At 61.9% G+C, this 21,013-nt stretch carries 15 protein-coding genes; 2 read left to right on the top strand and 13 right to left on the bottom strand.

The annotated features are described in order from the left end of the window. Positions 1-127 precede the first annotated feature (127 nt). Complete coding sequence (locus tag WEU32_RS13630; RefSeq protein ID WP_406852267.1) at positions 128-2,566, top strand: membrane-bound PQQ-dependent dehydrogenase, glucose/quinate/shikimate family; 2,439 nt, start codon at positions 128-130, stop codon at positions 2,564-2,566. A gap of 113 nt (positions 2,567-2,679) precedes the next feature. On the opposite strand, the gene WEU32_RS13625 is transcribed toward WEU32_RS13630, so the two are convergent. The 5 genes from WEU32_RS13625 to WEU32_RS13605 all read right to left on the bottom strand — a co-directional run bounded on the left by WEU32_RS13625 (position 2,680) and on the right by WEU32_RS13605 (position 11,178). Further along, entirely contained in the window at positions 2,680-3,945 is a 1,266-nt protein-coding gene (locus WEU32_RS13625) for a glutamate-5-semialdehyde dehydrogenase (RefSeq protein WP_406852266.1), read from the bottom strand. Further along, complete coding sequence (proB, locus tag WEU32_RS13620) at positions 3,945-5,096, bottom strand: glutamate 5-kinase (protein ID WP_406853459.1); 1,152 nt, start codon at positions 5,094-5,096, stop codon at positions 3,945-3,947. Before proB ends, WEU32_RS13625 begins: the two co-directional genes overlap by 1 nt. A gap of 160 nt (positions 5,097-5,256) precedes the next feature. After that, positions 5,257-6,684: an efflux transporter outer membrane subunit gene (locus tag WEU32_RS13615; RefSeq protein ID WP_406852265.1), complete on the bottom strand. Its 1,428-nt coding sequence runs from the start codon at positions 6,682-6,684 to the stop codon at positions 5,257-5,259. Continuing rightward, complete coding sequence (locus WEU32_RS13610; RefSeq protein ID WP_406852264.1) at positions 6,684-9,956, bottom strand: efflux RND transporter permease subunit; 3,273 nt, start codon at positions 9,954-9,956, stop codon at positions 6,684-6,686. Before WEU32_RS13610 ends, WEU32_RS13615 begins: the two co-directional genes overlap by 1 nt. 34 nt (positions 9,957-9,990) lie before the next feature. Further along, complete coding sequence (locus tag WEU32_RS13605) at positions 9,991-11,178, bottom strand: efflux RND transporter periplasmic adaptor subunit (protein WP_312139103.1); 1,188 nt, start codon at positions 11,176-11,178, stop codon at positions 9,991-9,993. Positions 11,179-11,340: 162 nt separating this feature from the next. On the opposite strand from WEU32_RS13605, the gene WEU32_RS13600 reads away from it, so the two are divergent. Next, positions 11,341-11,925 (top strand): TetR family transcriptional regulator, encoded by a 585-nt coding sequence (locus tag WEU32_RS13600; RefSeq protein WP_312139101.1) that lies wholly within the window; start codon positions 11,341-11,343, stop codon positions 11,923-11,925. Between the two features lie 52 nt (positions 11,926-11,977). On the opposite strand, the gene leuB is transcribed toward WEU32_RS13600, so the two are convergent. The 8 genes from leuB to WEU32_RS13560 all read right to left on the bottom strand — a co-directional run bounded on the left by leuB (position 11,978) and on the right by WEU32_RS13560 (position 20,910). Then, positions 11,978-13,078: a 3-isopropylmalate dehydrogenase gene (gene leuB / locus WEU32_RS13595; protein ID WP_406852263.1), complete on the bottom strand. Its 1,101-nt coding sequence runs from the start codon at positions 13,076-13,078 to the stop codon at positions 11,978-11,980. Further along, positions 13,075-13,680, bottom strand: coding sequence for a 3-isopropylmalate dehydratase small subunit (leuD, locus tag WEU32_RS13590; RefSeq protein WP_406853458.1), 606 nt, complete (start codon positions 13,678-13,680; stop codon positions 13,075-13,077). The genes leuB and leuD overlap by 4 nt, the downstream gene beginning before the upstream one ends. Further along, positions 13,677-15,077 (bottom strand): 3-isopropylmalate dehydratase large subunit, encoded by a 1,401-nt coding sequence (gene leuC, locus WEU32_RS13585; RefSeq protein ID WP_406853457.1) that lies wholly within the window; start codon positions 15,075-15,077, stop codon positions 13,677-13,679. The genes leuD and leuC overlap by 4 nt, the downstream gene beginning before the upstream one ends. 4 nt (positions 15,078-15,081) lie before the next feature. Continuing rightward, positions 15,082-16,050, bottom strand: a complete 969-nt coding sequence (locus tag WEU32_RS13580; RefSeq protein WP_406852262.1) for a branched-chain amino acid transaminase — start codon at positions 16,048-16,050, stop codon at positions 15,082-15,084. Positions 16,051-16,145: 95 nt separating this feature from the next. Then, a complete protein-coding gene (locus WEU32_RS13575) occupies positions 16,146-16,409 on the bottom strand; it encodes an ACT domain-containing protein (RefSeq protein ID WP_406852261.1) in 264 nt (87 codons plus the stop codon). After that, a complete protein-coding gene (gene ilvG / locus WEU32_RS13570; protein WP_406852260.1) occupies positions 16,406-18,115 on the bottom strand; it encodes an acetolactate synthase 2 catalytic subunit in 1,710 nt (569 codons plus the stop codon). Before ilvG ends, WEU32_RS13575 begins: the two co-directional genes overlap by 4 nt. A 26-nt stretch (positions 18,116-18,141) precedes the next feature. Further along, positions 18,142-19,155 (bottom strand): ketol-acid reductoisomerase, encoded by a 1,014-nt coding sequence (gene ilvC / locus WEU32_RS13565; protein WP_406852259.1) that lies wholly within the window; start codon positions 19,153-19,155, stop codon positions 18,142-18,144. Between the two features lie 3 nt (positions 19,156-19,158). Then, on the bottom strand, positions 19,159-20,910 hold the full coding sequence (locus tag WEU32_RS13560; protein ID WP_406852258.1) for a dihydroxy-acid dehydratase: 1,752 nt from the start codon (positions 20,908-20,910) through the stop codon (positions 19,159-19,161). Positions 20,911-21,013: the final 103 nt, after the last annotated feature.

Below are 21,013 nucleotides of genomic sequence, written 5' to 3'. Positions count from 1 at the left end.
AATATTCAGTCTAGTTGAGAGTGTGTCGCAATTGTTGATGGCGCAGGTGGAAGGCGTGCGCGCGCATTGCGGAACAGAGTTCTTCCGGCGGGGTTCAATCTCCCATGCATCTCAGGGAGGAGCTGTCATGGCGAGGGTTGAACGCGGTGCGGGCGTTGGAAGCATCCTGATACGAATTCTGGGCGTCGTGATTGCCATCATCGGGCTGACGCTGGTGATTGGCGGTATCCAGTTGGCGATACTGGGCGGGTCTTATTACTACCTGCTGACCGGTGCCCTGATGGTGGTCAGTGGTGTCCTGCTGTTCATGCGAAATATAACAGGCGCGTGGCTGTATGTGCTGATTGTGATCGGCACCGTGGCTTGGGCGATCTGGGAGGTCGGCCTGAACGGCTGGGCGTTGGTGCCGCGTGTGATTGCGCCGCTGGTGCTGTTGGTACCGGTCATCTTCGCCCTCGGTGGATTGAAACGCGAGCGCGGCGGACTGACTGTGTTGGGCGGTTTTGGAGCCCTCGCCGTGGTTTGTATCCTTGGCGGTGTGATTGTTGGATTTGCCAATCGGGCAAGCATTACCCATCCCGTACCGGCAGCCGGTCAGGATATGATCGGTGATCCCGCTGTGTTGAAGGTCAATAGTGACTGGCCCGCATGGGGCGGTTCGGAGAGTGCACAACGCTATTCGCCATTGACGCAGATCACTCGCGAGAATGTGGGCAAGCTGGAACGGGCATGGATGTTCCGCACGGGCGACCTGCCTGAAGAACGCTGGGGGGCGGAAACCACGCCGCTCAAGATCGGTGATACCCTTTATCTTTGCTCGGCGCGTAACCGCCTGTTTGCCGTTGATGCTGCAAGCGGTGAGCAAAAATGGACCTATGATCCCAAGGTTTCTGACGATCAGATTCCCTATACGGCGGCCTGTCGCGGCGTAGCCCACTATCAGATGCCCAATGTCGATGCGGGCCAGCCCTGTGCCTCGCGCATTATCGAAGGCACGCTGGATGGTCGCCTGATTGCGGTCGATGCCCGCAACGGCCAGCCCTGTCAGGACTTTGGCCAGAACGGCGCTGTCAACATCAAGCACGGCATGGGCGATCCCTATCCCGGCATGGTGTCGATTACCTCGGCCCCTGTGATTGTGCGCGGCATTGTGGTGACGGGCCATCAGGTTCTGGATGGCCAGCGCCGCTGGAATGCTTCGGGTGTTATTCAGGGCTTTGATGCCGTGACGGGGGCTGTGCGTTTTGCATGGGACATGATGCGTCCCGAAACCACGACCCTGCCGCCGGAAGGCCAGACCTACACGCCGGGCACGCCCAATATGTGGACCACGGCCACGGCGGACGAAGCCTTGGGGTTGGTCTTCCTGCCGATGGGTAATTCGGCGGCTGACTATTATTCCGGCACCCGTCGTCCGGCAGAGAACGAATACTCGACCTCGCTGGTGGCGCTGGATGTGACCACGGGCAAGCCGCGCTGGCACTACCAGACCGTCCATAAGGATGTGTGGGACTATGACCTTGGCTCGCAGGCGACGCTGGTCGATATGCCTATGAACGGGACCATGGTTCCGGCTGTGATCCTGCCGTCCAAACAGGGTGACATCTATGTGCTGGACCGCCGGACGGGCCAACCGCTGCACGAGGTTGAAAACATCAAGGTGCCGCAGGGCGGTGTTGAACCGGAACAGCGCACACCAACCCAGCCGACCTCGAAATTCCACACCCTGCGCAAGGCCGATCTGACCGAGCGCGATATGTGGGGCATGTCGCCGATTGACCAGATGTTCTGTCGTATCCAGTTCCGTCAGGCGGCTTATGAAGGCTTCTTCACGCCGCCGACGGCAGATCGCCATTACATCCAGTATCCGGGCTATAATGGCGGTTCGGACTGGGGCGGTGTGGCGGTTGATCCGGTGCGCGGTGTGATCGTGGCCAACTATAACGATATGCCTAACCACAATATTCTGGTGCCGCGTGCCGAGGCCGACAAACGCGGTTGGTTCCCGCGTGATGACCCCCGCTATATCGAGCGCGAGAAAGAAGCGGCCAATCGTGGTGGTAACCTGTCCAAGTCCAAGGCCGAGGGGGCAGGCGATCCGCAAACGGGTGTGCCCTATGCCATCGACGTCAATGCCGGTTGGCGGGTAAAGTTCACCGGCCTGTTGTGCAAACAGCCGCCCTATGGTGGCATCCGCACTATTGATCTGCGCACGGGACGCACCTTTTGGGATCGTCCGTTTGGTACGGCGCGCAAGAATGGCCCGTTCGGCATCCCGTCCATGTTGCCGGTTGAAATCGGTACGCCGAACAACGGCGGCTCGGTTGTCACGGCAGGCGGTCTGATCTTCATCGCTGCGGCGACCGACGATCTGATCCGAGCCATCGACATCGAGACGGGCAAGACTGTCTGGCAGGACGTGCTGCCCGCCGGTGGTCAGGCCAATCCGATGATCTATGAGCAGAATGGCCGCCAGTACTTAGTCATCATGGCCGGTGGTCACCACTTCATGGAGACACCACGCGGTGACTATGTGATTGCTTATGCTCTGCCACAGCGGGGTTGAGCATAAGCTTGATACTTGCCCCTATCGCCCTATCGGGCTGCTTGAGGGGCGTTAAGGTGCGAACATGGGAAAGGCCGGAGTTTTGCTCCGGCCTTTTTCTGTGGTGTCCGAGATTACGGGCGGGTCTGGCCTTGGCCTCGGACCACATATTTGAAGGTGGTCAGCTGCTCGGCACCGACGGGGCCGCGGGCGTGCATGCGGCCTGTGGCGATACCGATCTCGCCGCCGAAGCCGAACTCGCCGCCGTCGGCATATTGGGTCGAGGCGTTGTGGACGACGATGGCGCTGTCCACGCGGTTCAGGAATGTTGCAGCGGCGTCGAGGTCATCGGTGATGATCGCCTCGGTATGGCCCGAACCATAGGTTTCGATGTGCCTGATGGCGTGGTCGATATTGTCGACGATGCCTACCGTAATCACAGGTGCGAGGTATTCGGTGGACCAATCCTCGTTGGACGCCGGGACCATTTCAGGGACGATGGCACGGGCCTTCTCGCCTCCGCGCAACTCGCAGCCCTTGGCCGACAGGTCTGCTGCAATCAGCGGAAGCAGTTCAGGAGCTACGGACTCGTCGATCAGCAGGGTTTCGGTCGCGCCGCACACCGAGACGCGGCGCATCTTGGCGTTCACGACCACTGCGCGGGCCATGTCGGCATTGGCACCGGAGTGGACATAGGTGTGGTTCATGCCCTCCAGATGCGAAAGTACTGCCACACGTGCCTCGGCCTGCACGCGGCCAACGAGGCTCTTGCCGCCACGCGGAACGATCAGGTCGATAGTGCCCTCAAGTCCCGACAGCATGAGGCCGACAGCAGCGCGATCCGGCGTATCGACCAACTGTACTGCGTCCGCGGGCAGACCCGCTTCGACCAGTGCCTCGCCGATGATGGCAGCAATCGCTAGTGACGACTGAAGGCAGTCCGAACCACAGCGCAGTATCGCCGCATTGCCCGAGCGGATGCACAGGGCGGCGGCATCGGCGGTCACATTGGGGCGGCTCTCGTAAATGATACCCAGCACACCGATGGGGGTGCGAACGCGGGCAATATCCAGCCCGTTGACGGGCGCAGTCCAGCGTTCGGTCTCGACGCCCAGCGGGTCTTGAACCTCTGCGATGATCTCGACCGCAGAGGCTATGCCTTCGACGCGGTCGGGGTTCAACGCCAGCCGGTCCAGCAGGGCTTCGGTCATGCCATTGGCGCGACCGGCGTCGATGTCGCGCTGATTGGCGGCAAGGATGGCATCGGCATTGTGGCGCAGCTTGTTCGCCAGCAGGCGCAGCGCCTTGGTGCGGGCCTCGCTTGAGGCTTCGCGTAATAGACGGGCGGCATTACGGGCGCGCTGGCCCCGCGCCAGCATGGCGGTGGTCAGGTCGCTCATTACAGTTCCAGAACTAGATCGTTGCGATGGACGACGACCGACGGGCCGCGATAGCCGATCAGCTTTTCGATATCGTCCGAATGCTGGCCCTTGATGCGGGCCACATCGTCATGCGGATAGTTGATCAGGCCGACGCCCAGACGGGTGCCGGTGAGATCGAGCAGTCGCACACTGTCGCCTTTTTCAAACCGGCCTGACAGTTTGACCACACCAGATGGCAAGAGGCTCTTACCCGCCCGCAAAGCGCGCACGGCACCGTCATCCAGCGTCAGGCTTCCGGCAGGATCAACACTTCCGGCGATCCACTGTTTCCAAGCCGCCAGAGGTGTGGACGAGGCGTGGAACAAGGTGGACCTGGCCCCGTCTCGCACGGCCTTGATGGGGTGGCGTTGCAGACCAGACGCAATCAGGGTGGCACATCCGGCAGAGCCTGCGATCTGCACAGCGGCCAGCTTGGTGGCCATGCCGCCCGTGCCGACGCCTGCATCGCTATTGGCTCCTGTACCCATGGCCAAAATCTCGGTGGTCAGGCGTTCAATGACGGAAAGGTGCTTGGCGTCAGGATCGCGGCGCGGGTCGGCGGTATAGAGACCGTCCACATCGCTGAGCAGGACCAGCAGATCGGCCTGAACCAGTTGCGCGGTGCGGGCGGCTAGACGGTCATTGTCGCCGTAACGAATTTCCTCGGTGGTGACGGTGTCGTTCTCGTTGACCACAGGGATGATGCCATGGGCCAACAGCGCCTGTGCGGTGGCGCGTGCATTCAGCCAGCGACGGCGCCGCTCGGTATCGTCACGCGTCAAAAGGATTTGGCCGGCCATCAGGTCATGGGGGGCCAGCGCTTCTTCCCATGCTTTCATCAGCAGGCTCTGGCCGACGGCGGCGGCGGCCTGTTTATCGGCCAGCTTGCGCGGGTCAGTCTGGATGCGGGCACGGCCAAGGGCCACGGCACCGGACGAGACGATAATGATCTCGCGGCCTTCGTGTCTGAGGTCGGCAATGTCCTCGGCCAAGGCGGCCAGCCATGCACGGTTGCCCTCCTTGCGGCGGGCATCAAACAGCAGGGACGAGCCAATCTTGAGCACGATCTTGCGGGCCTGATCGAAGCCAGCCTGTGGCGACGTCGCGCCCGTGGCGGGAGTGGAGGTCAGGTCGGAACGGATATCAGCGGTCAGGGTCACGCTTAATGACTAATGCCGAAGCATCTTCGCGTCATCACCCTTGGAGTGATAAATTTTCAGATCGTGATCATAAAAAACGCCCGACAAAGAAGATTTGCCGGGCGTTAAGTTTTTGGTTGGCTGTGAAGGCCTAGTTGTCTTGCGTCCAGCTACCACCCAGTGCCTTGAACAGGGTGACCTGTGCATTGGCAACTGACTGTTCTGAACCGGCCAGAGCTGCATCGGCACCGGCAAGGGTGCGTTCGGCATCCAGTACGCTGAGGAAGTTGTCGGCACCGGCGTCGAAACGCAGGCGCGACAACTCGGCGGCACGCTTGGCCTGATCGCGGGCGGTGCGCAGGGCACGTTGGCGATCCAGTTCGTTGGCATAGGCCGACAGCGCGGTTTCGGTTTCCTGAAGCGCGGTCAGAACCGTCTGGTCATAATCGGCCAGAGCGGCATCGGCGAGTGCACCGGCCTGTTTGATACGGGCGCGGGCGGCGAATACGTTCGGTAAGGACCACGAGATCAGCGGGCCGACCGAGAAGCGGAAATTCTCGTCATTGCCCAGATCGGATGAATCCAGCGCCGTTGAACCCAGCGATCCGCCCAGACGGATGGACGGGAACATGCCGGCAGTGGCCACATTCACACGCGCACCGGCGGCGGCCAGCTTGGCCTCGGCCTGACGGATGTCGGGGCGACGGGCCAGAAGGGCCGCACCGTCACCCACCGGGATCGGCTGCGACAACTGCGGTGTGGTGTTGCAGGCCTTGGCCGCTTCGCTGGCCTCGGCGGGCGTGCGGCCCGTCAGGGTGGCGAGACGGAAAAGAGCCGCATCACGGGCAGCGCGCAGAGGCGGCAGGGTGGCGCGGGTTTGCTCCAGGGCCGCACGGGCGCGGGCCACATCCAGACCATTGCCTGAACCGGCATTGAGCAGGTTCAGGGTCAGATCGGCTGTCTGGCCTTGCAGACCGATATTGCGCTCGGCGACCGCCACCTGTGCGTTGAGGGCGCAGGTATCGGCATAGGCGCGGGCGGTTTCGGCCACCACGGTCACCCTCACAACCTCCAGCGCCGCCTCGGCAGCACGGTGGTCGGCGCGGGCGGCGCGGATGGTGGACTCTACGCGACCGAACAGGTCGATCTCGTAGGACATGTCCAGACCGACATCATAGGTGTCGACTTCCGGCAGTTCGGCACCACCAGCAGCCGGATTGGTGATGGTCGAGGACTGGCTACGATTGGCTGCCCCCGTCACCGTCGTGGATGGCAGACGGTTTGAGCGGGCTTCCGACAGCGAGGCGCGAACAGCACGCAGATTGGCGGCTGCCGCTTCAAGCTGGTTGTTCTCGGCCAGTGCCTGTTCGATCAGGCCGTCCAGAACAGGATCGTTATACAGACGCCACCAGTCGCCCTGTACTGCTGCGGTCGAAACCGCAGCAGACTGGGAGCCGATGAAATCGCCTTGTGATGAAACCGGTGTGGTCGGGACCACAGGCTTGGGACTAACAGCACAGGCTGCCAGCAGGGCTGCCGAACCGGCGGCCACCATCAGGTTGCGAAGTTTAGCAGACATTATGCATCTCCCGGACGCGGAACAGCCGGAGCCGGATCCGTATCATTGGGGTCAAAAGGATCGTGCGGGGTCGAGCCGAAGGTGGTTGGCAGCTGACGTTCCTTTTGCGGACCCTGGGGCAGTTTGCCTGCGAGCCAGCGACACACGACATAGAAGACCGGCGTGAAGATCAGACCAAAGATCGTCACACCAATCATGCCCGACACCACGGAGATGCCCAGCGATTGACGCATCTCGGCGCCCGGACCGGTGGCCACAGCCAGCGGCAGAACACCGAAGATGAAGGCGAACGAGGTCATCAGGATCGGACGCAGACGCTGGCGAGCAGCCTGAACGGCGGCGTCGAAGCGATTGAGGCCTTCCTCGTCCTCGGCCTGTTTGGCGAACTCGACGATCAGAATGGCGTTCTTGGCGGCCAGACCGACAAGCACGACCAGACCCACCTGAACAAGAATGTTGTTATCCAGCCCCATCAGGTTCACCCCGAGCAGGGCGGCCAGAATACACATCGGCACGATCAGGATAACGGCCAGAGGCAGGGTGAAGGCTTCGTACTGGGCCGCCAGCACGAGGAACACGAACACCACAGCCAGCACGAAGATCATCACAGCCGAAGAACCGGCGGCTTTTTCCTGGAAGGCCATTTCGGTCCATTCGTAACCGAAACCGCTCGGCAGGGTCTGCTCGGCCAGACCTTCCATGAAGGTCAGGGCCTGCCCCGAGGAAATACCCGGTGCCGCCTGACCCTGAAGCTCGGTAGCTGGGAACAGGTTGTAACGTACCACACGCGACGGGCCCGAAGACTCGTACAGGTTGGCTACGGCACCCACCGGCACCATGGCACCCGAGTTGGCGCGTACCTTCAGGTTGGCGATGTCGGAGATGTCATCGCGATACATCGGTTCTGCCTGTGCCGTCACACGGAAGGTGCGGCCCAGATAGTTGAAGTCGTTGACGTAGCTGGAACCCAGATAGATGCCCAGGGTACCGAACACCTGAGAAGGCTGGACGCCCATCATCAGAGCCTTGTCGCGGTCAACATCGGCGCTGATACGCGGCGAGCCGGTATTGTACATCGAGAAGACTTGCTGGACGTCGTTCGGGTTTTGCGCGGCGGCACCCATCATGGCGAAGGTTGCGCCTTCAAGGGCCTTGTAGCCTGCGCCCGAACGGTCCTGGATCATCATCTTGAAGCCGCCATTACCCATGCCCTGAACAGGCGGGGGTGACAGCATGAAGATTTGCGCATCCTGGATCTGGGCGGCGGCACCCGTCAGGGCACCGGCCAAAGCCGCAGCGGCCTGATCCTTCTTCGGACGGTCGTCCCAATCCTTCAGCTTGATGAACATTGTGGCCGAGTTGGAGCTTAGCGAGAAGCTGGAGCCGTCAAGGCCGGCCAGAGCCGCCACTTCGGCAACATTCTCGTTGCCGTTGATGATGGTCAGGGCGCGGTCCAGAACAGTCGAGGTGCGTTCCAGAGAGGCACCAGCCGGAAGCTGGATAACGCCGATCAGGACCCCTTGGTCTTGCTCGGGAATAAAGCCCGAGGGCGTATCCACCAGACGCCAGCCTGTCAGGGCCAGAAGGCCCACATAGACGGCCAGAACCACAGCCACCATACGGACCAGACGGGCCGTCAGGGCGCCGAAGCGATCCGACAGCCAGTCAAAACCGGTGTTGAACTTGTTTCCGGCCCAGCCGACATAATAACCAACAGTGCCCAGTACACCCTTCTTGCGGGAGGCGTGTTCATCGTGGGCCTTGTGCGGCTTGAGCAGCAGAGCAGCCATAGCCGGAGACAGGGTCAGCGACAGAAGCAGCGAGATCAGGGTGGCTGTGGCAATGGTCACAGCGAACTGACGATAGAAGATGCCCGGAATACCCGGCATGAAGGCGGTCGGCACGAACACGGCGGTCAGCACCAGCGAGATGGCCACCAGAGCGCCCGAAACCTCGGCCATCGAGCGATAGGCTGCCTCACGCGGGGTCAGGCCCTCACGGATATAGCGTTCGACGTTTTCGACCACGATGATGGCATCGTCCACGACGATACCCACGGCCAGAACCAGTGCGAACAGCGACAGCGAGTTGATCGAGTAGCCAAGGCCCAACAGCACCGCGAAGGTACCCACCAGCGCCACCGGAATAGCCGCCACCGGAATGATGGCCGCACGCCAGGTTTGCAGGAAGACCAGCACCACAATCGCCACCAGAATGACGGCTTCGAACACGGTGTGGATCACCGAGTCCACCGAGGCCTGAACGAACTCGGTCGGGTTGTAGGGGATGGTATAGTGGACGCCCGGCGGGAAGTCCTTGGCGATTTCGTCCAGTTCGGCCTGCACCAGCTTGGCTGCGGAGAGCGAGTTGGCCCCCGGTTGCTGGATGATACCCATACCCACGCCCGGCTTGCCGTCGAAGGTGGCGTTGACGCCATAGTCCTGCGGGCCGATTTCAATACGGGCCACATCGGACAGGCGGGTGACGCGACCTTGTGCATCGGTGCGCAGGACGACCTGACCAAATTCTTCAGGCGTTTTCAGGCGGCCCTGAAGGTCGATCGGGGTCTGGAACTGGGCCGGATTTTCTGGATAGGGAGCCTGACCCAGCGAGCCACCGGCAGCCTGGATATTCTGGGCTTGCAATGCGCCCACAATGTCCTGTGCCGAAAGGTTGCGTGCAGCAGCCTTGGTCGGATCGATCCAGATACGCATGGCATAATTGCCGCTACCGAACACCTGAACCGAGCCTACACCGTCGATACGCAACAGGCGGTCACGCACGGTCGAGTTGGCAAGGTTACCGATATAGGTGGTGTCGATAGCCGGATCGTCGGAAACAATGGCGGCCAGCATCAGGAAGCCACTGGAAGCCTTGTTCACCATGACGCCCGAACGACGCACTTCTTCGGGCAGGCGCATTTCGGCCAGAGCCACACGGTTCTGGACCAGAACCTGCGCGGTATCGAGGTCGGTGCCCGGCTCGAAGGTCACAGTCACGGAAACTGCGCCGTCTGCCGTCGAAGACGAGGACATGTAAAGCATGCCTTCGACGCCGTTCACTTCTTGCTCGATCGGCGCAGCTACGGTTTCGGCGAGTGTCTCGGCAGAGGCACCCGGATAGGCCGTATTGATGGTGATGGTCGGTGGTGCAATGTCGGGATACTGCGCCAGTGGAAGGTTCGGATAGGCAAACGCCCCCACCAGTGTGATGAAGGTGGCGATAACGATCGCGAAGATCGGCCTATCGATGAAAAAGCGGGAGAAATTCATAACTTGTGTTTCCGGCCTTTAAGCCTCGCTTTCATCAACCTGCGTTGACGAAGGTGGCGGAGGAGGCCGTCGACGCAGCAGTCGTCGGGGCCGGGTTGGCAGCGGCATCGGAAGGTTTGATCTCGCCGTTCTGGGCGGTGACCTTCTGGCCTGGACGGGCGCGTTGCTGGCCATTGATAATGACGCGATCATCCGGCGTCAGACCCGTGCGCACGACACGCAGGCCGCTAACGACCGGGCCCAGCTGGACCGGCTTGGCACCGACGGTGCCGTCCTTGGCAACCGTGTAGACCAGACGGCGCGGGCCATCGGCAATGATGGCCGAATCCGGAATCAGCATGGCTTGGTACGCAGCAGCACCGGCCAGTTGGGCATGGCCGAACATGCCCGGCTTCAGGAAGCCATTGGCATTGGGAACCACGGCACGCAGACGGATCGTGCCCGAGGCCGGATCAATGGCGTTGTCGGTGAAGTCGAGCGTACCGGCATGGGTGAACTCGGTTTCGTCCTGCAAGCGCACCTTGATCGGCACAGCCCCCTTGGCGGATTCGCGCTGGTATTTCAGGGCGGTCGCTTCGGAACCGTCAAAGACGAAATAGATCGGCGAGCTTGAGACGATCGTCGTCAGGATGTCGCCGGCCGAGGAACCGCCACCGATCAGGTTGCCCGGATCGACGCGGCGGTCGGATACGCGACCTGAAATCGGTGCGGTAACGCGGGTGAATTCGAGGTCTAGCGTACGGGCGCGGATGGCGGCATTGGCGGCGGCCAGTGCGGCATCTGCGGTCTGCACAGCAGCCTTCTTGGCGTCGAACTCGGCTTGCGAGACGGCTTGCGAGCTGAGCAGGGTTTCGGCGCGGGCCAGATCGGCCTTGGCCAGAGCGGACTGGGCCTGAGCCTGTGCCAGTTGGGCGCGGGCGCTGGCCAGTGCAGCCTGGGCAGGGCGCGGGTCCAGAGTGAACAGCAACTGGCCCTGACGGACATAGTCACCGTCTTTGAAATGGACCTGCTGGATGTAGCCGCCTACGCGCGCACGGACATCGACATTACGGGTGGCTTCAAACCGGCCGGTGAACTCGTCCCAGTCAACAACCTGTTGTGACAAAGCGGTCGCAACTGTGACAGGCGGTGCGCCTTGGGCCGGCGCTTCCTGACCTTTTGAGCAGCCATAGAGGGCTGCTGTCGCTAGGACAGACGCCACTGCGATCTTAACCGTGCGCATCGGCACAATCTCCTGGGGTATAAACTCGAGTTTTTGACTGAACGCGCGAAAAAGGGAGGAGGCACCCAGTCAACAGGTGTGGACTTAAAGCGTAGACATACAAGCCTTGTCAACAGCTGATGACAAAGCCATACTGTGACACTTGTTCCAGTGAGCCACGCGTTGAATTCTGAAGTTAAACATCGCTCGCGCAATGCGGTTGCAACGCGACAGGCCATACTCGATGCGGCCCGCACGCGTTTTATGGCGCATTCCTACGAAGACGTGGGCATGCGTGATGTTGCGCGTGATGTGGGCGTGGATGCGGCTTTGGTCTCGCGCTATTTCGGCGGCAAGGAAGATCTGTTCATCGAAGTGCTGGACAGCTGCAAGAACAAGCGCAACCTGATGGACGGTGATCGCAGCTCGTTCGGCGAGCGTGTGGCGCATGAAATCATTCTTGGTCCGGCCGAGGATGACGAGAGCGCGGGCTTTAGCGGCCTGTTGATCCTGCTGCGCTCGATCGGTTCGTCCAAGGCGATGGATATTGTCCACCGCACATCCAATGCCAACTTCTTCGAGCCTCTGACCGAATGGCTTGGCGGTCCCTATGCGGCGGGACGTGCGCGTCTGGTGGCGGGCATGATTATGGGCGTGGCCATCAGTCGTGAAATGACCGACGGTTATTCGATCGTGCCCGAAGAAGACCGACGGGCGATGGTAAAACGTTTCGGGGCCATTCTTCAGGCCGAGGTCGATGCCCAATAAAAAAGGCGGATCCATATGGATCCGCCTTTTCTTTTGTCCGGCTTAGACGCGCTTAGGCCCAATGCATCGGCACATGGCGGGCAGCCGCCCAGTGGATGGCGCGGATGGCATCGACAACCGCACGGGTGGCCGCTTCGGTGCCCAGTTCGCCGCCCAGATCACGGGTGACCTGATTGGAGGCCTGAACCGCCGCCACGGCCGCCTCGATGCTGTCTGCCTCGTCTTCCAGCTGGAAGCTGTGGCGCAGCATCATGGCTGCCGACAGGATGGTTCCGATCGGGTTAGCCTTGTCCTGTCCTGCAATATCGGGCGCAGAACCATGGATTGGTTCGAACAGGCCCGGACCGTCCGAGCCCAGAGAGGCCGAGGGCAACAGACCGATAGAGCCGCCCAGCACCGAGATTTCATCCGACAGGATGTCACCGAACATGTTCTCGGTCAGGATGACGTCATAGTCTCGCGGGCGCAGGATCAGGTGCATGGCGGCGGAATCCACCAAGGCATGTTCCAGCGTCACATTGGGGAATTCTTCGGCATGGATGCGGGTGACGGTTTCGCGCCACAGGCGCGAGGTTTCCATCACATTGGCCTTGTCCACCGAGGTGACTTTGCCGCGACGCTGCTCGGCGGCCTTGAAGGCGGCGCGAGTGACGCGTTCGATTTCCTCGACCGTGTAGGTGCACAGGTCGGAGGCCGAGGTGTCGGTGCGGGTGCGTTCACCGAAATAGACGCCGCCGGTCAGTTCGCGGAACACCAGCAGGTCTGTGCCCTCGACGATCTCGCGCTTCAGGGGCGAGCGATGCGACAGGGCCGGAGACACCTGCAACGGGCGCAGATTGGCAAACAGGCCCATGGCTTTGCGGATGGTCAGCAGGCCCTGTTCGGGGCGAACCGGTTTGCCGTCATATTTGGGATCACCGACCGCGCCCAGCAACACGGCGTCGGCGGCCAGACAGGCGGCTTCGGTTTCCGCAGGCAGCGGTGTGCCGGTGGCATCGATGGCGACGCCGCCGATCAGGTGTTCGGTAAAGCTGAAGGTATGGCCATAGATATCGCCCACGCAGGTCAGGACGCGCTGGGCAGCCTTGGTAACTTCTGGGCCGACACCATCACCCGGCAGGACGACGATATTGAAATTGCGTTTCTCGCTCATGGTACTGTCCTTTGGGGGCTGGGGTCATTTCGGCTGGATTCAAACGCGGTGATCTGGGCGTCCTTGGCCATAAGCCAGCCGAGGGTATCGACACCGTCCAGCATGCACTGGCGGGCAAAGGCCTCGACCTTGAAGTCGACAGGGGCGGCATTGCCGCGCTGAATCTGGTTGTTCTCCAGATCGATGGTGACAGGCTGGTCCTGATTTTGCGCCAGATCGTCCCAGACATCCTGAGAGACCACGATGGGCAGAAGCCCATTCTTGAGCGCATTGGACGTGAAGATGTCGGCAATCTCTGTCGAGATCACGGCACGGAAACCATAGTCCAGCAGGGCCCAAGGGGCGTGTTCACGCGAGGAGCCACAGGCGAAGTTCGGGCCACCCAGCAGGATGCGGTGCTCGCTGGGGTCGATGCGGTTCAGAATGGCTTCAGGCTTGGCCGAGCCGTCGGCTTCGTAACGCCAGTCATAGAACGCCTGATCGCCCAGACCTTCCCGCGTGGTGGTGGTCAGGAAGCGGGCAGGGATGATCTGGTCGGTGTCGATATTGGCCTGTGACAGCACAACGACCTTGGAGGTCAGCTTGGCAAAAGGTTCCATCAGACGATCTCCTCGGCGGTAGCCAGATGACCGGCAATGGCACTGGCAGCGGCGGTGGCAGGGCTGGCCAGAATGGTGCGGGCACCCTTGCCCTGACGGCCTTCGAAATTACGGTTGGAGGTCGAGACGCACAGTTGGCCCTCACCCACGACATCGCCGTTCATGGCAATGCACATGGAGCAACCGGGGATGCGCCATTCGGCACCGGCGGCAGTGACGATGGTGTGCAGACCCTCGGCTTCGGCCTGTTGGCGCACGGCTTCGGAGCCGGGGACGACCAACATCCGCACGCCATCGGCGACCTTGCGGCCCTTCAGGACCGAAGCTGTGATGCGCATGTCCGACAGGCGGCCATTGGTGCATGAGCCGACAAAGACCACATCGACCTTTTCGCTGGTCATGGCTAGTCCGGCGGTAAAGCCCATATAGGCCAGCGCCTTGGCATCGGATTCGGATTGAGGCTGGGGGGCGGCCTCGCCAACCGGAATGGCGGCGTCGGGGGTGGTGCCCCACGTCGCCATCGGACGGATTTTTGCGCCGTCCAGCGTCACTTCCTTGTCGAAGACCGCGCCTTCATCAGTGGCCAGAGACAGCCAGTCCTTGGCGGCTGCCTCATAGTCGGCCGGCACGAAGCGGCGGCCGCGCAGCCACTCGATGGTCTTTTCGTCCGGCGCAATCATGCCCGCACGCGCGCCCGCTTCGATGGACATGTTGCACAGGGTCATGCGCCCTTCCATGTCCAGCGAGCGGATGGCTTCACCGGCATATTCGATGACATAGCCGGTGCCGCCGCCAAAGCCGATGGTGGCGATGATGGCCAGAGCCACATCCTTGCCCGAGACACCGTTTTGCAGTTGGCCGTCCACCGTCACACGCAGGGTCTTGGCCTTGCGCTGGATCAGGCACTGGGTGGCCAGAGTATAGCCGACTTCCGAAGTGCCGATGCCAAAGGCCAGAGCGCCGAACGCGCCATGGGTGGCGGTATGGCTGTCACCGCAAACGACCGTCATGCCCGGCTGGGTCAGGCCCAGTTCGGGGCCCATGACGTGAACCACGCCGCGCTGGTCGCTGTCCCAACCGGCCAGTTCGATGCCGTGGCGCTTGGTATTGGTTTCCAGCGTCTCGACCTGTTTGCGGGCCTGTTCGGTCACATAGGGCAGCTTGCCGTCCGGCCCAGCGGGCAGGGTCGGGGTGGAGTGGTCCAGCGTGGCAAAGGTGCGATCAGGGCGGCGCACCTTCAGACCTCGCGCATCCAGTTCGGCAAAGGCCTGCGGCGAGGTGACCTCGTGAACCAGATGTAGGTCCACATACATCACACCGGGGGTGGCGTCGGTTTCGGGAACGACGACGTGCCGTTGCCAGACTTTTTCATACAGGGTTTGGGGCTGCGTATTCGACATGATCTCAGGCTGGCTCAAACTGCGCGTTATCTAATGCATTAACCGATTGATGAATCGGTTCAAGCCAACCGTAGCGATCAGGGGTACTACCGTCGAACAAACCACGGAAAGCCTTGTTTACGGCCTTGGTCACCGGACCGGGGCCGGCGGCGCGGGTGGGGATGCCATCAACCGAGCGAACGGGGGTGATTTCGGCGGCGGTGCCGGTCATGAAGACCTCGTCGGCGACATACAGGCTCTCGCGGGTCATCGACTGTTCGCGCACCTCATAGCCCAGACCACGCGCCAGCTTGATGACGCTATCGCGCGTGATGCCTTGCAGGATCGAGGACGAGGACGGCGGGGTCATCAGCACACCGTCACGCACCACAAAAAGGTTCTCGCCCGCGCCTTCGGACAACAGGCCGTCTGCGCCTAGAGCGATACCCTCGCCATAGCCACCTTGGCGGGCCTCGCGACCGATCAAATAGCCGGACAGATAGTTGCCCCCCGCCTTGGCTCCGCTGGGGATGGTGTTGGGGGCGACGCGGTTCCAGCTTGAGACACAGGCATCGACGCCTTTTTCCAGAGCTTCCTCACCCAGATAGGCCCCCCACGGGAAGGCCGCGATCATGATGTCGGTCTTGATGGCATCCGGTGACGGGGTCACGCCCATGCCGCATGCGCCCAAAAAGGCCAGCGGGCGGATATAGGCCGACTTCAGCCCCTCGGAAGCGACGGTATCGCGGCACGCCTGAACCAGTTCCTCTACCGAATAGGGCATGGGGAAGTGATAGATGCGGGCGCTGTCATGTAGACGGCGCACATGGTCGGTCAGGCGAAAACCGCATGGACCGTTCGGAGTGTCATAGACGCGGATGCCCTCGAATACCGAGGTGCCGTAGTGAAGCGCGTGGCTCATGACGTGGACGGTGCAGTTTTCCCATGCCGTCAGGTGTCCATTGAACCAGATTTTTTGGGCCAGCGGCTTCATTGTTTCGTCAGTCCAGTCTGCGGCGGGGCCGCGTGTTTAAGGGCCGGACGCATCCGGCATACTTTAATAATTATAGGGGGCTCGATATTCGGGACTTAGGCGGCGTTGGCCGAAGCGGTGTCCTCGACGCGACGAACCCCGAAAAGGCGGTCGATCTGCCGGCCCAGATTGTCGACGCAGCGCGTGCCGTCGCGGCTGGCCACATTGAGGGTCAGGGTGCGCCAGTCGCCGCCCATGCCGGTGTGGAAATCCGTCATGCTCATGCCGTGGATTTCAAACCCGCGACGCTCCACCAGACCGATCAGGCGCTGTAGCGAACCGTCAGCACGGTCGATCTGGATGTGGATCGTATTGCTCATCGCGAGCCCTCCATCATTTCAGAGTTGTTCTTGCCCGGCGGCACCAGCGGCCAGACATTGTCTTCGGGATTGATAATGACGTGCGCCAGAATGGGACCGTCGGTTTCCAGCAGGCGTTTCAGGCCGTCGGAGACCTGATCCTTGTGGTCGACACGGAAGGCTTCGATGCCAAAGGCCTCGGCCACCTTCACGAAATCGGGGTTGTCGGACAGGTCGATCTCCGAGAAGTTCCGCTCGAAGAAGAACTCCTGCCACTGGCGCACCATGCCCAGACGCGAATTGTCCAGCAGCACGATCTTCAGCGGAATTTTGAAGCGGTTGACCGTGGCCAGTTCCTGAATGTTCATCATCACACCGCCATCGCCGGTGATGGTGACGACACAGGCATCGGGATCGGCCAGTTTGGCACCGATACCGGCAGGCAGGCCAAAGCCCATCGCGCCCAGACCACCCGAGGTGATGTGGGCTTGCGGGCGCGAGAACTCGCAATGCTGGGCGACCCACATCTGGTGCTGGCCGACATCGCACGCGGCGATGAAGGACGGCCCTGCCATTTTAGATAATTGGTTCAGCAGGGCAGGGGCGAAGACGCCGTCACCCGGGGCATTATAATCAACCGCACACTGCGCCATCTGGGCGCGGCACTGGTCGGACCAGTCGCGCACATTAATAGTGTCACCTGCCGCCAGTTCGCGGTTCAGGGCTTCCAGATTGGGTTTCAGGTCACCAACGACCGGAACAGCCACCGCACGCAGCTTGCCGATTTCGGATGCATCAACATCGAAATGGATCACACCGGCATTGGGTGCGAACTCGGCCAGCTTGCCGGTGGCGCGGTCATCGAAACGGGCACCGACAACGATCAGCAGGTCGGACGCCTGAACCGCATCATTGGCGGCACGCGTGCCGTGCATGCCCAGCATGCCCAGATAATTGTCCTGCCCCGTCGGGATGGTGCCCAAAGCGTTCAGGGTCGAGACTTGCGGAATGCCAGTCATGGCCGCGAATTCGCGCACGGTTTCGACCGCGCCCGAAATCTTGGCACCGCCCCCTATATATATAATGGGGCGCTTGGCCGAACGGATGGCATCGGCAGCGGCCTTGATCGTGGCGCTGTCGGCGATGGCATTGTCGTTCGGCAGATGGAAGGCGCGGATTTCAGCCGTCGTCTGGAACTGGATGTCCTTGGGCAGGTCGATCAGGACCGGACCGGGGCGACCGGTGCGGGCGATGTGAAAGGCTTCCTCGATGATGGCCGGAATGTCGATGGCATCGCGCACCAGATAGGAGTGCTTCACCAGAGGCATGGTCACGCCCATGATGTCGACTTCCTGAAAGGCGTCGGTACCCATGACGGCCTGCGGTACATTGCCCGTGATGCAGACCATGGGAACCGAATCCAGCATGGCATTGGCGATGCCGGTGACCAGATTGGTGGCCCCCGGACCGGAGGTGGCCATACAGACGCCGACCTTGCCCGAGGTGCGGGCATAGGCATCGGCGGCAAAGGCTGCGCCCTGCTCGTGGCGGCACAGATAGTGACGCACGTCCGATCCGGCGATGGCATCATAGATCGGCATGATGGCCCCGCCCGGATAGCCGAACACCACATCCACGCCCATCCGCTCCAGAGTGGAGACGACGAGGCTGGCACCGGTTTGGGCGGTGGTCTCGTGGGCGGGCATTTGAATGGTGGAAACGGTCATCTGGGCGGGGTCCGTGGGGGAAGCGCTTAGGCAGCTTTGGGTTTGGAAGCCTGCAACCAGGCCATACGATCACGCAGACGGGCACCGACCTCTTCGATCTGGGTGTCGCGGTCTTTCTGCATCAGGGCTTCGTATTCGGGCTTGCCCTGCTCGTTCTCTTCGATCCAGCGACGGGCAAACTCGCCGGACTGGATGTCATTCAGAACGTCCTTCATGCGATCGGCGGTCTCGTCATTGACGACGCGCGGACCCGAAACCAGAGCGCCCCATTTGGCGGTCTCGGAGATGAAGTGATGCATCTTGGAAATGCCGCCCTCGTAGAACAGGTCCACGATCAGCTTCAGTTCATGCAGGCATTCGAAATAGGCGATCTCGGGCTGGTAGCCCGCATCGACTAGAGTGTTGAAGCCACGGATGACCAGTTCCTTGGCCCCGCCGCACAGAACGGCCTGTTCACCGAACAGATCGGTCTCGGTTTCTTCGCGGAAGGTGGTTTCCAGCAGGCCGCCGGTCGCGCCGCCATTGCCCTTGGCATAGCCCATGGCACGGTCACGGGCCTTGCCGGTGACATCTTTTTCGATGGCGAACAGCGACGGCACACCGCGACCACGCTGGAACTCGCGGCGGACCAGATCACCCGGGCCCTTGGGCGCAACCAGAATGACATCCATGTCGTCACGCGGCGTGATACGGCCATAGATGATCGAGAAGCCATGCGCGAACAGCAGGGCCGAGCCCTTTTTGGCGTTCGGCTCGATGACCTCTTTATAGACATCGGCCTGAACCATGTCCGGCGTCAGGATGGCGATGATATCGGCATCTTTCACAGCCTCGGCCGGTTCAGCCGTGGTCAGACCGTCCTCGTTGGCGTGTTTCCAGCCGGTGCCGCCGTGGCGAACGCCGACGATCACGTCATGGCCCGAGTCCTTCAGGTTCTGGGCGTGGGCGCGACCTTGCGAGCCATAGCCGATGATGGCGATCTTCTCGCCGGCGATAGCGCCCGGCTTGATGTCCTCGTTGGTATAGATGGTGATGGCCATGGTTCAGGCGTCCTCGGAAACGGGCTGGGTAGCGGGAGTGGTTTGATAGCGATCCGGCGTCTGGGCCGGAGGCGGGTTCGGGATGGTCACAGCACCCTGCGAAGCCGAAGCGACGCTGGCGCGGTATTTGGCAAAGACGCCGCGGGCCTCGCGCAGTTCACGCAGGGTGAAGGCGGCGCGGCGGGCAGTCAGATCGGCGTCGGTGTCGATGCGGCGGTTGGGAACATCGATGGTGATGGTGTCGCCGGTCTCGACCAGAGCGATCGGGCCACCGACGGCAGCTTCCGGCGAGATGTGACCCGCCACGAAGCCGTAGGACGCGCCAGAGAAACGACCGTCCGTCAGCAGGGCGACGTTCTCGACCTTGCGACCCTTCAGGGCGGCGGTGATCTGCAGCATCTCGCGCATGCCGGGGCCGCCCTTGGGGCCCTCATAACGGATGATGATGACATCGCCTTCGCCCGCCTCGCCCGACTGGACGGCGGCAAAGGCGTCTTCCTCGCAGTTATAGACCTTGGCCGGACCGGTAAAGCGGTCGACCTTGTGGCCGGTCAGCTTGATGATCGCGCCCTCGGGGGCGACATTGCCATAGATAACCGCATAGGAGCCGCGCGCCATGACGGGCGCATCGACGGTGGTGACGACCTGCTGGCCGGGGGCTTCCTCGGCCTTGGCGGCTTCGGCAAACAGGCTTTCCCCCGAAACGGTCGGGGTGTTCACGATCTTGCCCGCTTCGGCCAGACGCTTGGCCACCAAGCGCGTGCCACCGGCGGCATACAGATGCGAGGCCAGAAAACGTCCACCCGGTTTCAGGTCACAGATGACCGGAGCCTCGACGCAGGCCTGATGGCAGTCCTCGATACCGAAATCGATACCGGCCTCGGCGGCAATGGCGGTCAGGTGCATGACGGCATTGGTCGAGCCACCGGAGGCCGAACAGGCAATGGCGGCATTCTTCAAGCTGGCACGGGTGATGTATTTGCGGGCGTTGTCACCGGCAAAGACGCGCTCTACCGCCAACTGGCCACAGCGGAAACCTTCGGCGGCCTTGTCCGGATCGACAGCGGGAACGTCATTGGCCCCCATGGGCGAGATGCCCATCATCGACAGGGCCATGGCCATGGTGTTGGCAGTGAACTGGCCACCACAGGCACCGGCCCCCGGGCAGACAGCGCTCTCGACCTTTTTCAGGCCCGCATCATCCAGCGTTCCGGCACCGTGGGCACCGATGGCCTCGAAGACCTCCTGAACCGAGACTTCCTGACCGTCGATACGGCCAGGCATGATGGTGCCGCCGTAATAGACCAGTCCGGGGATATCCAGACGGGCCAGAGCCATGGCCGCAGCCGGAATGGTCTTGTCACAGCCAACAATGCAGATGACGCCATCCAGCTGGTGCCCCTCGATGGCCAGCTCAATGGAATCGGCAACGACCTCGCGGCTGATCAGCGAAGCCTTCATGCCCGCTGTGCCCATCGAGATACCGTCGGTGACGACGATGGTGTTGAAATCGACCGGCCAGCCACCGGCAGCTGTAACACCTGCACGAACATCCTTGGCCAGACGGTCCAGATGCATGTTGCACGGCGTAACCGTGGACCAGGTGTTCACGATCCCGATCATCGGCTTTTTGAAATCGGCATCCTGCATACCGGCCGCCCGCAGATAAGAGCGGGCGGCGGCACGGCTTGGCCCATCAGTGACATGGGCACTGCGGGCATTGGCGGGATTTTTCGGATCGGGGCGGTCGGACATTGTGTTTTGTGGGTTCTGGTCGCTTGCAAGGGGAGGCGGGATTGGAAACGAGCATGAAAAAACCCCGCTTCCGGATGGAGAGCGGGGTGGTGCAGGCCTGACG

The organism is Brevundimonas sp. BH3 (genome assembly GCF_045345115.1).
In the GTDB taxonomy this organism is placed as follows: Bacteria; Pseudomonadota; Alphaproteobacteria; order Caulobacterales; family Caulobacteraceae; genus Brevundimonas.
Note: the sequence above shows the minus strand (reverse complement) of the source record. Positions and strands in the feature narration are given on the sequence as shown.

What these genes read in the sequence shown, in the direction of transcription:
- WEU32_RS13630 (WP_406852267.1), top strand. Translation starts at nt 128, where the DNA reads ATGGCGAGGGTTGAACGCGGTGCGGGCGTTGGAAGCATCCTGATACGA.
- WEU32_RS13625 (WP_406852266.1), bottom strand. Translation starts at nt 3,945, where the DNA reads ATGAGCGACCTGACCACCGCCATGCTGGCGCGGGGCCAGCGCGCCCGT.
- WEU32_RS13615 (WP_406852265.1), bottom strand. Translation starts at nt 6,684, where the DNA reads ATGTCTGCTAAACTTCGCAACCTGATGGTGGCCGCCGGTTCGGCAGCC.
- WEU32_RS13610 (WP_406852264.1), bottom strand. Translation starts at nt 9,956, where the DNA reads ATGAATTTCTCCCGCTTTTTCATCGATAGGCCGATCTTCGCGATCGTT.
- WEU32_RS13605 (WP_312139103.1), bottom strand. Translation starts at nt 11,178, where the DNA reads ATGCGCACGGTTAAGATCGCAGTGGCGTCTGTCCTAGCGACAGCAGCC.
- leuB (WP_406852263.1), bottom strand. Translation starts at nt 13,078, where the DNA reads ATGAGCGAGAAACGCAATTTCAATATCGTCGTCCTGCCGGGTGATGGT.
- leuC (WP_406853457.1), bottom strand. Translation starts at nt 15,077, where the DNA reads ATGTCGAATACGCAGCCCCAAACCCTGTATGAAAAAGTCTGGCAACGG.
- WEU32_RS13580 (WP_406852262.1), bottom strand. Translation starts at nt 16,050, where the DNA reads ATGAAGCCGCTGGCCCAAAAAATCTGGTTCAATGGACACCTGACGGCA.
- WEU32_RS13575 (WP_406852261.1), bottom strand. Translation starts at nt 16,409, where the DNA reads ATGAGCAATACGATCCACATCCAGATCGACCGTGCTGACGGTTCGCTA.
- ilvG (WP_406852260.1), bottom strand. Translation starts at nt 18,115, where the DNA reads ATGACCGTTTCCACCATTCAAATGCCCGCCCACGAGACCACCGCCCAA.
- ilvC (WP_406852259.1), bottom strand. Translation starts at nt 19,155, where the DNA reads ATGGCCATCACCATCTATACCAACGAGGACATCAAGCCGGGCGCTATC.
- WEU32_RS13560 (WP_406852258.1), bottom strand. Translation starts at nt 20,910, where the DNA reads ATGTCCGACCGCCCCGATCCGAAAAATCCCGCCAATGCCCGCAGTGCC.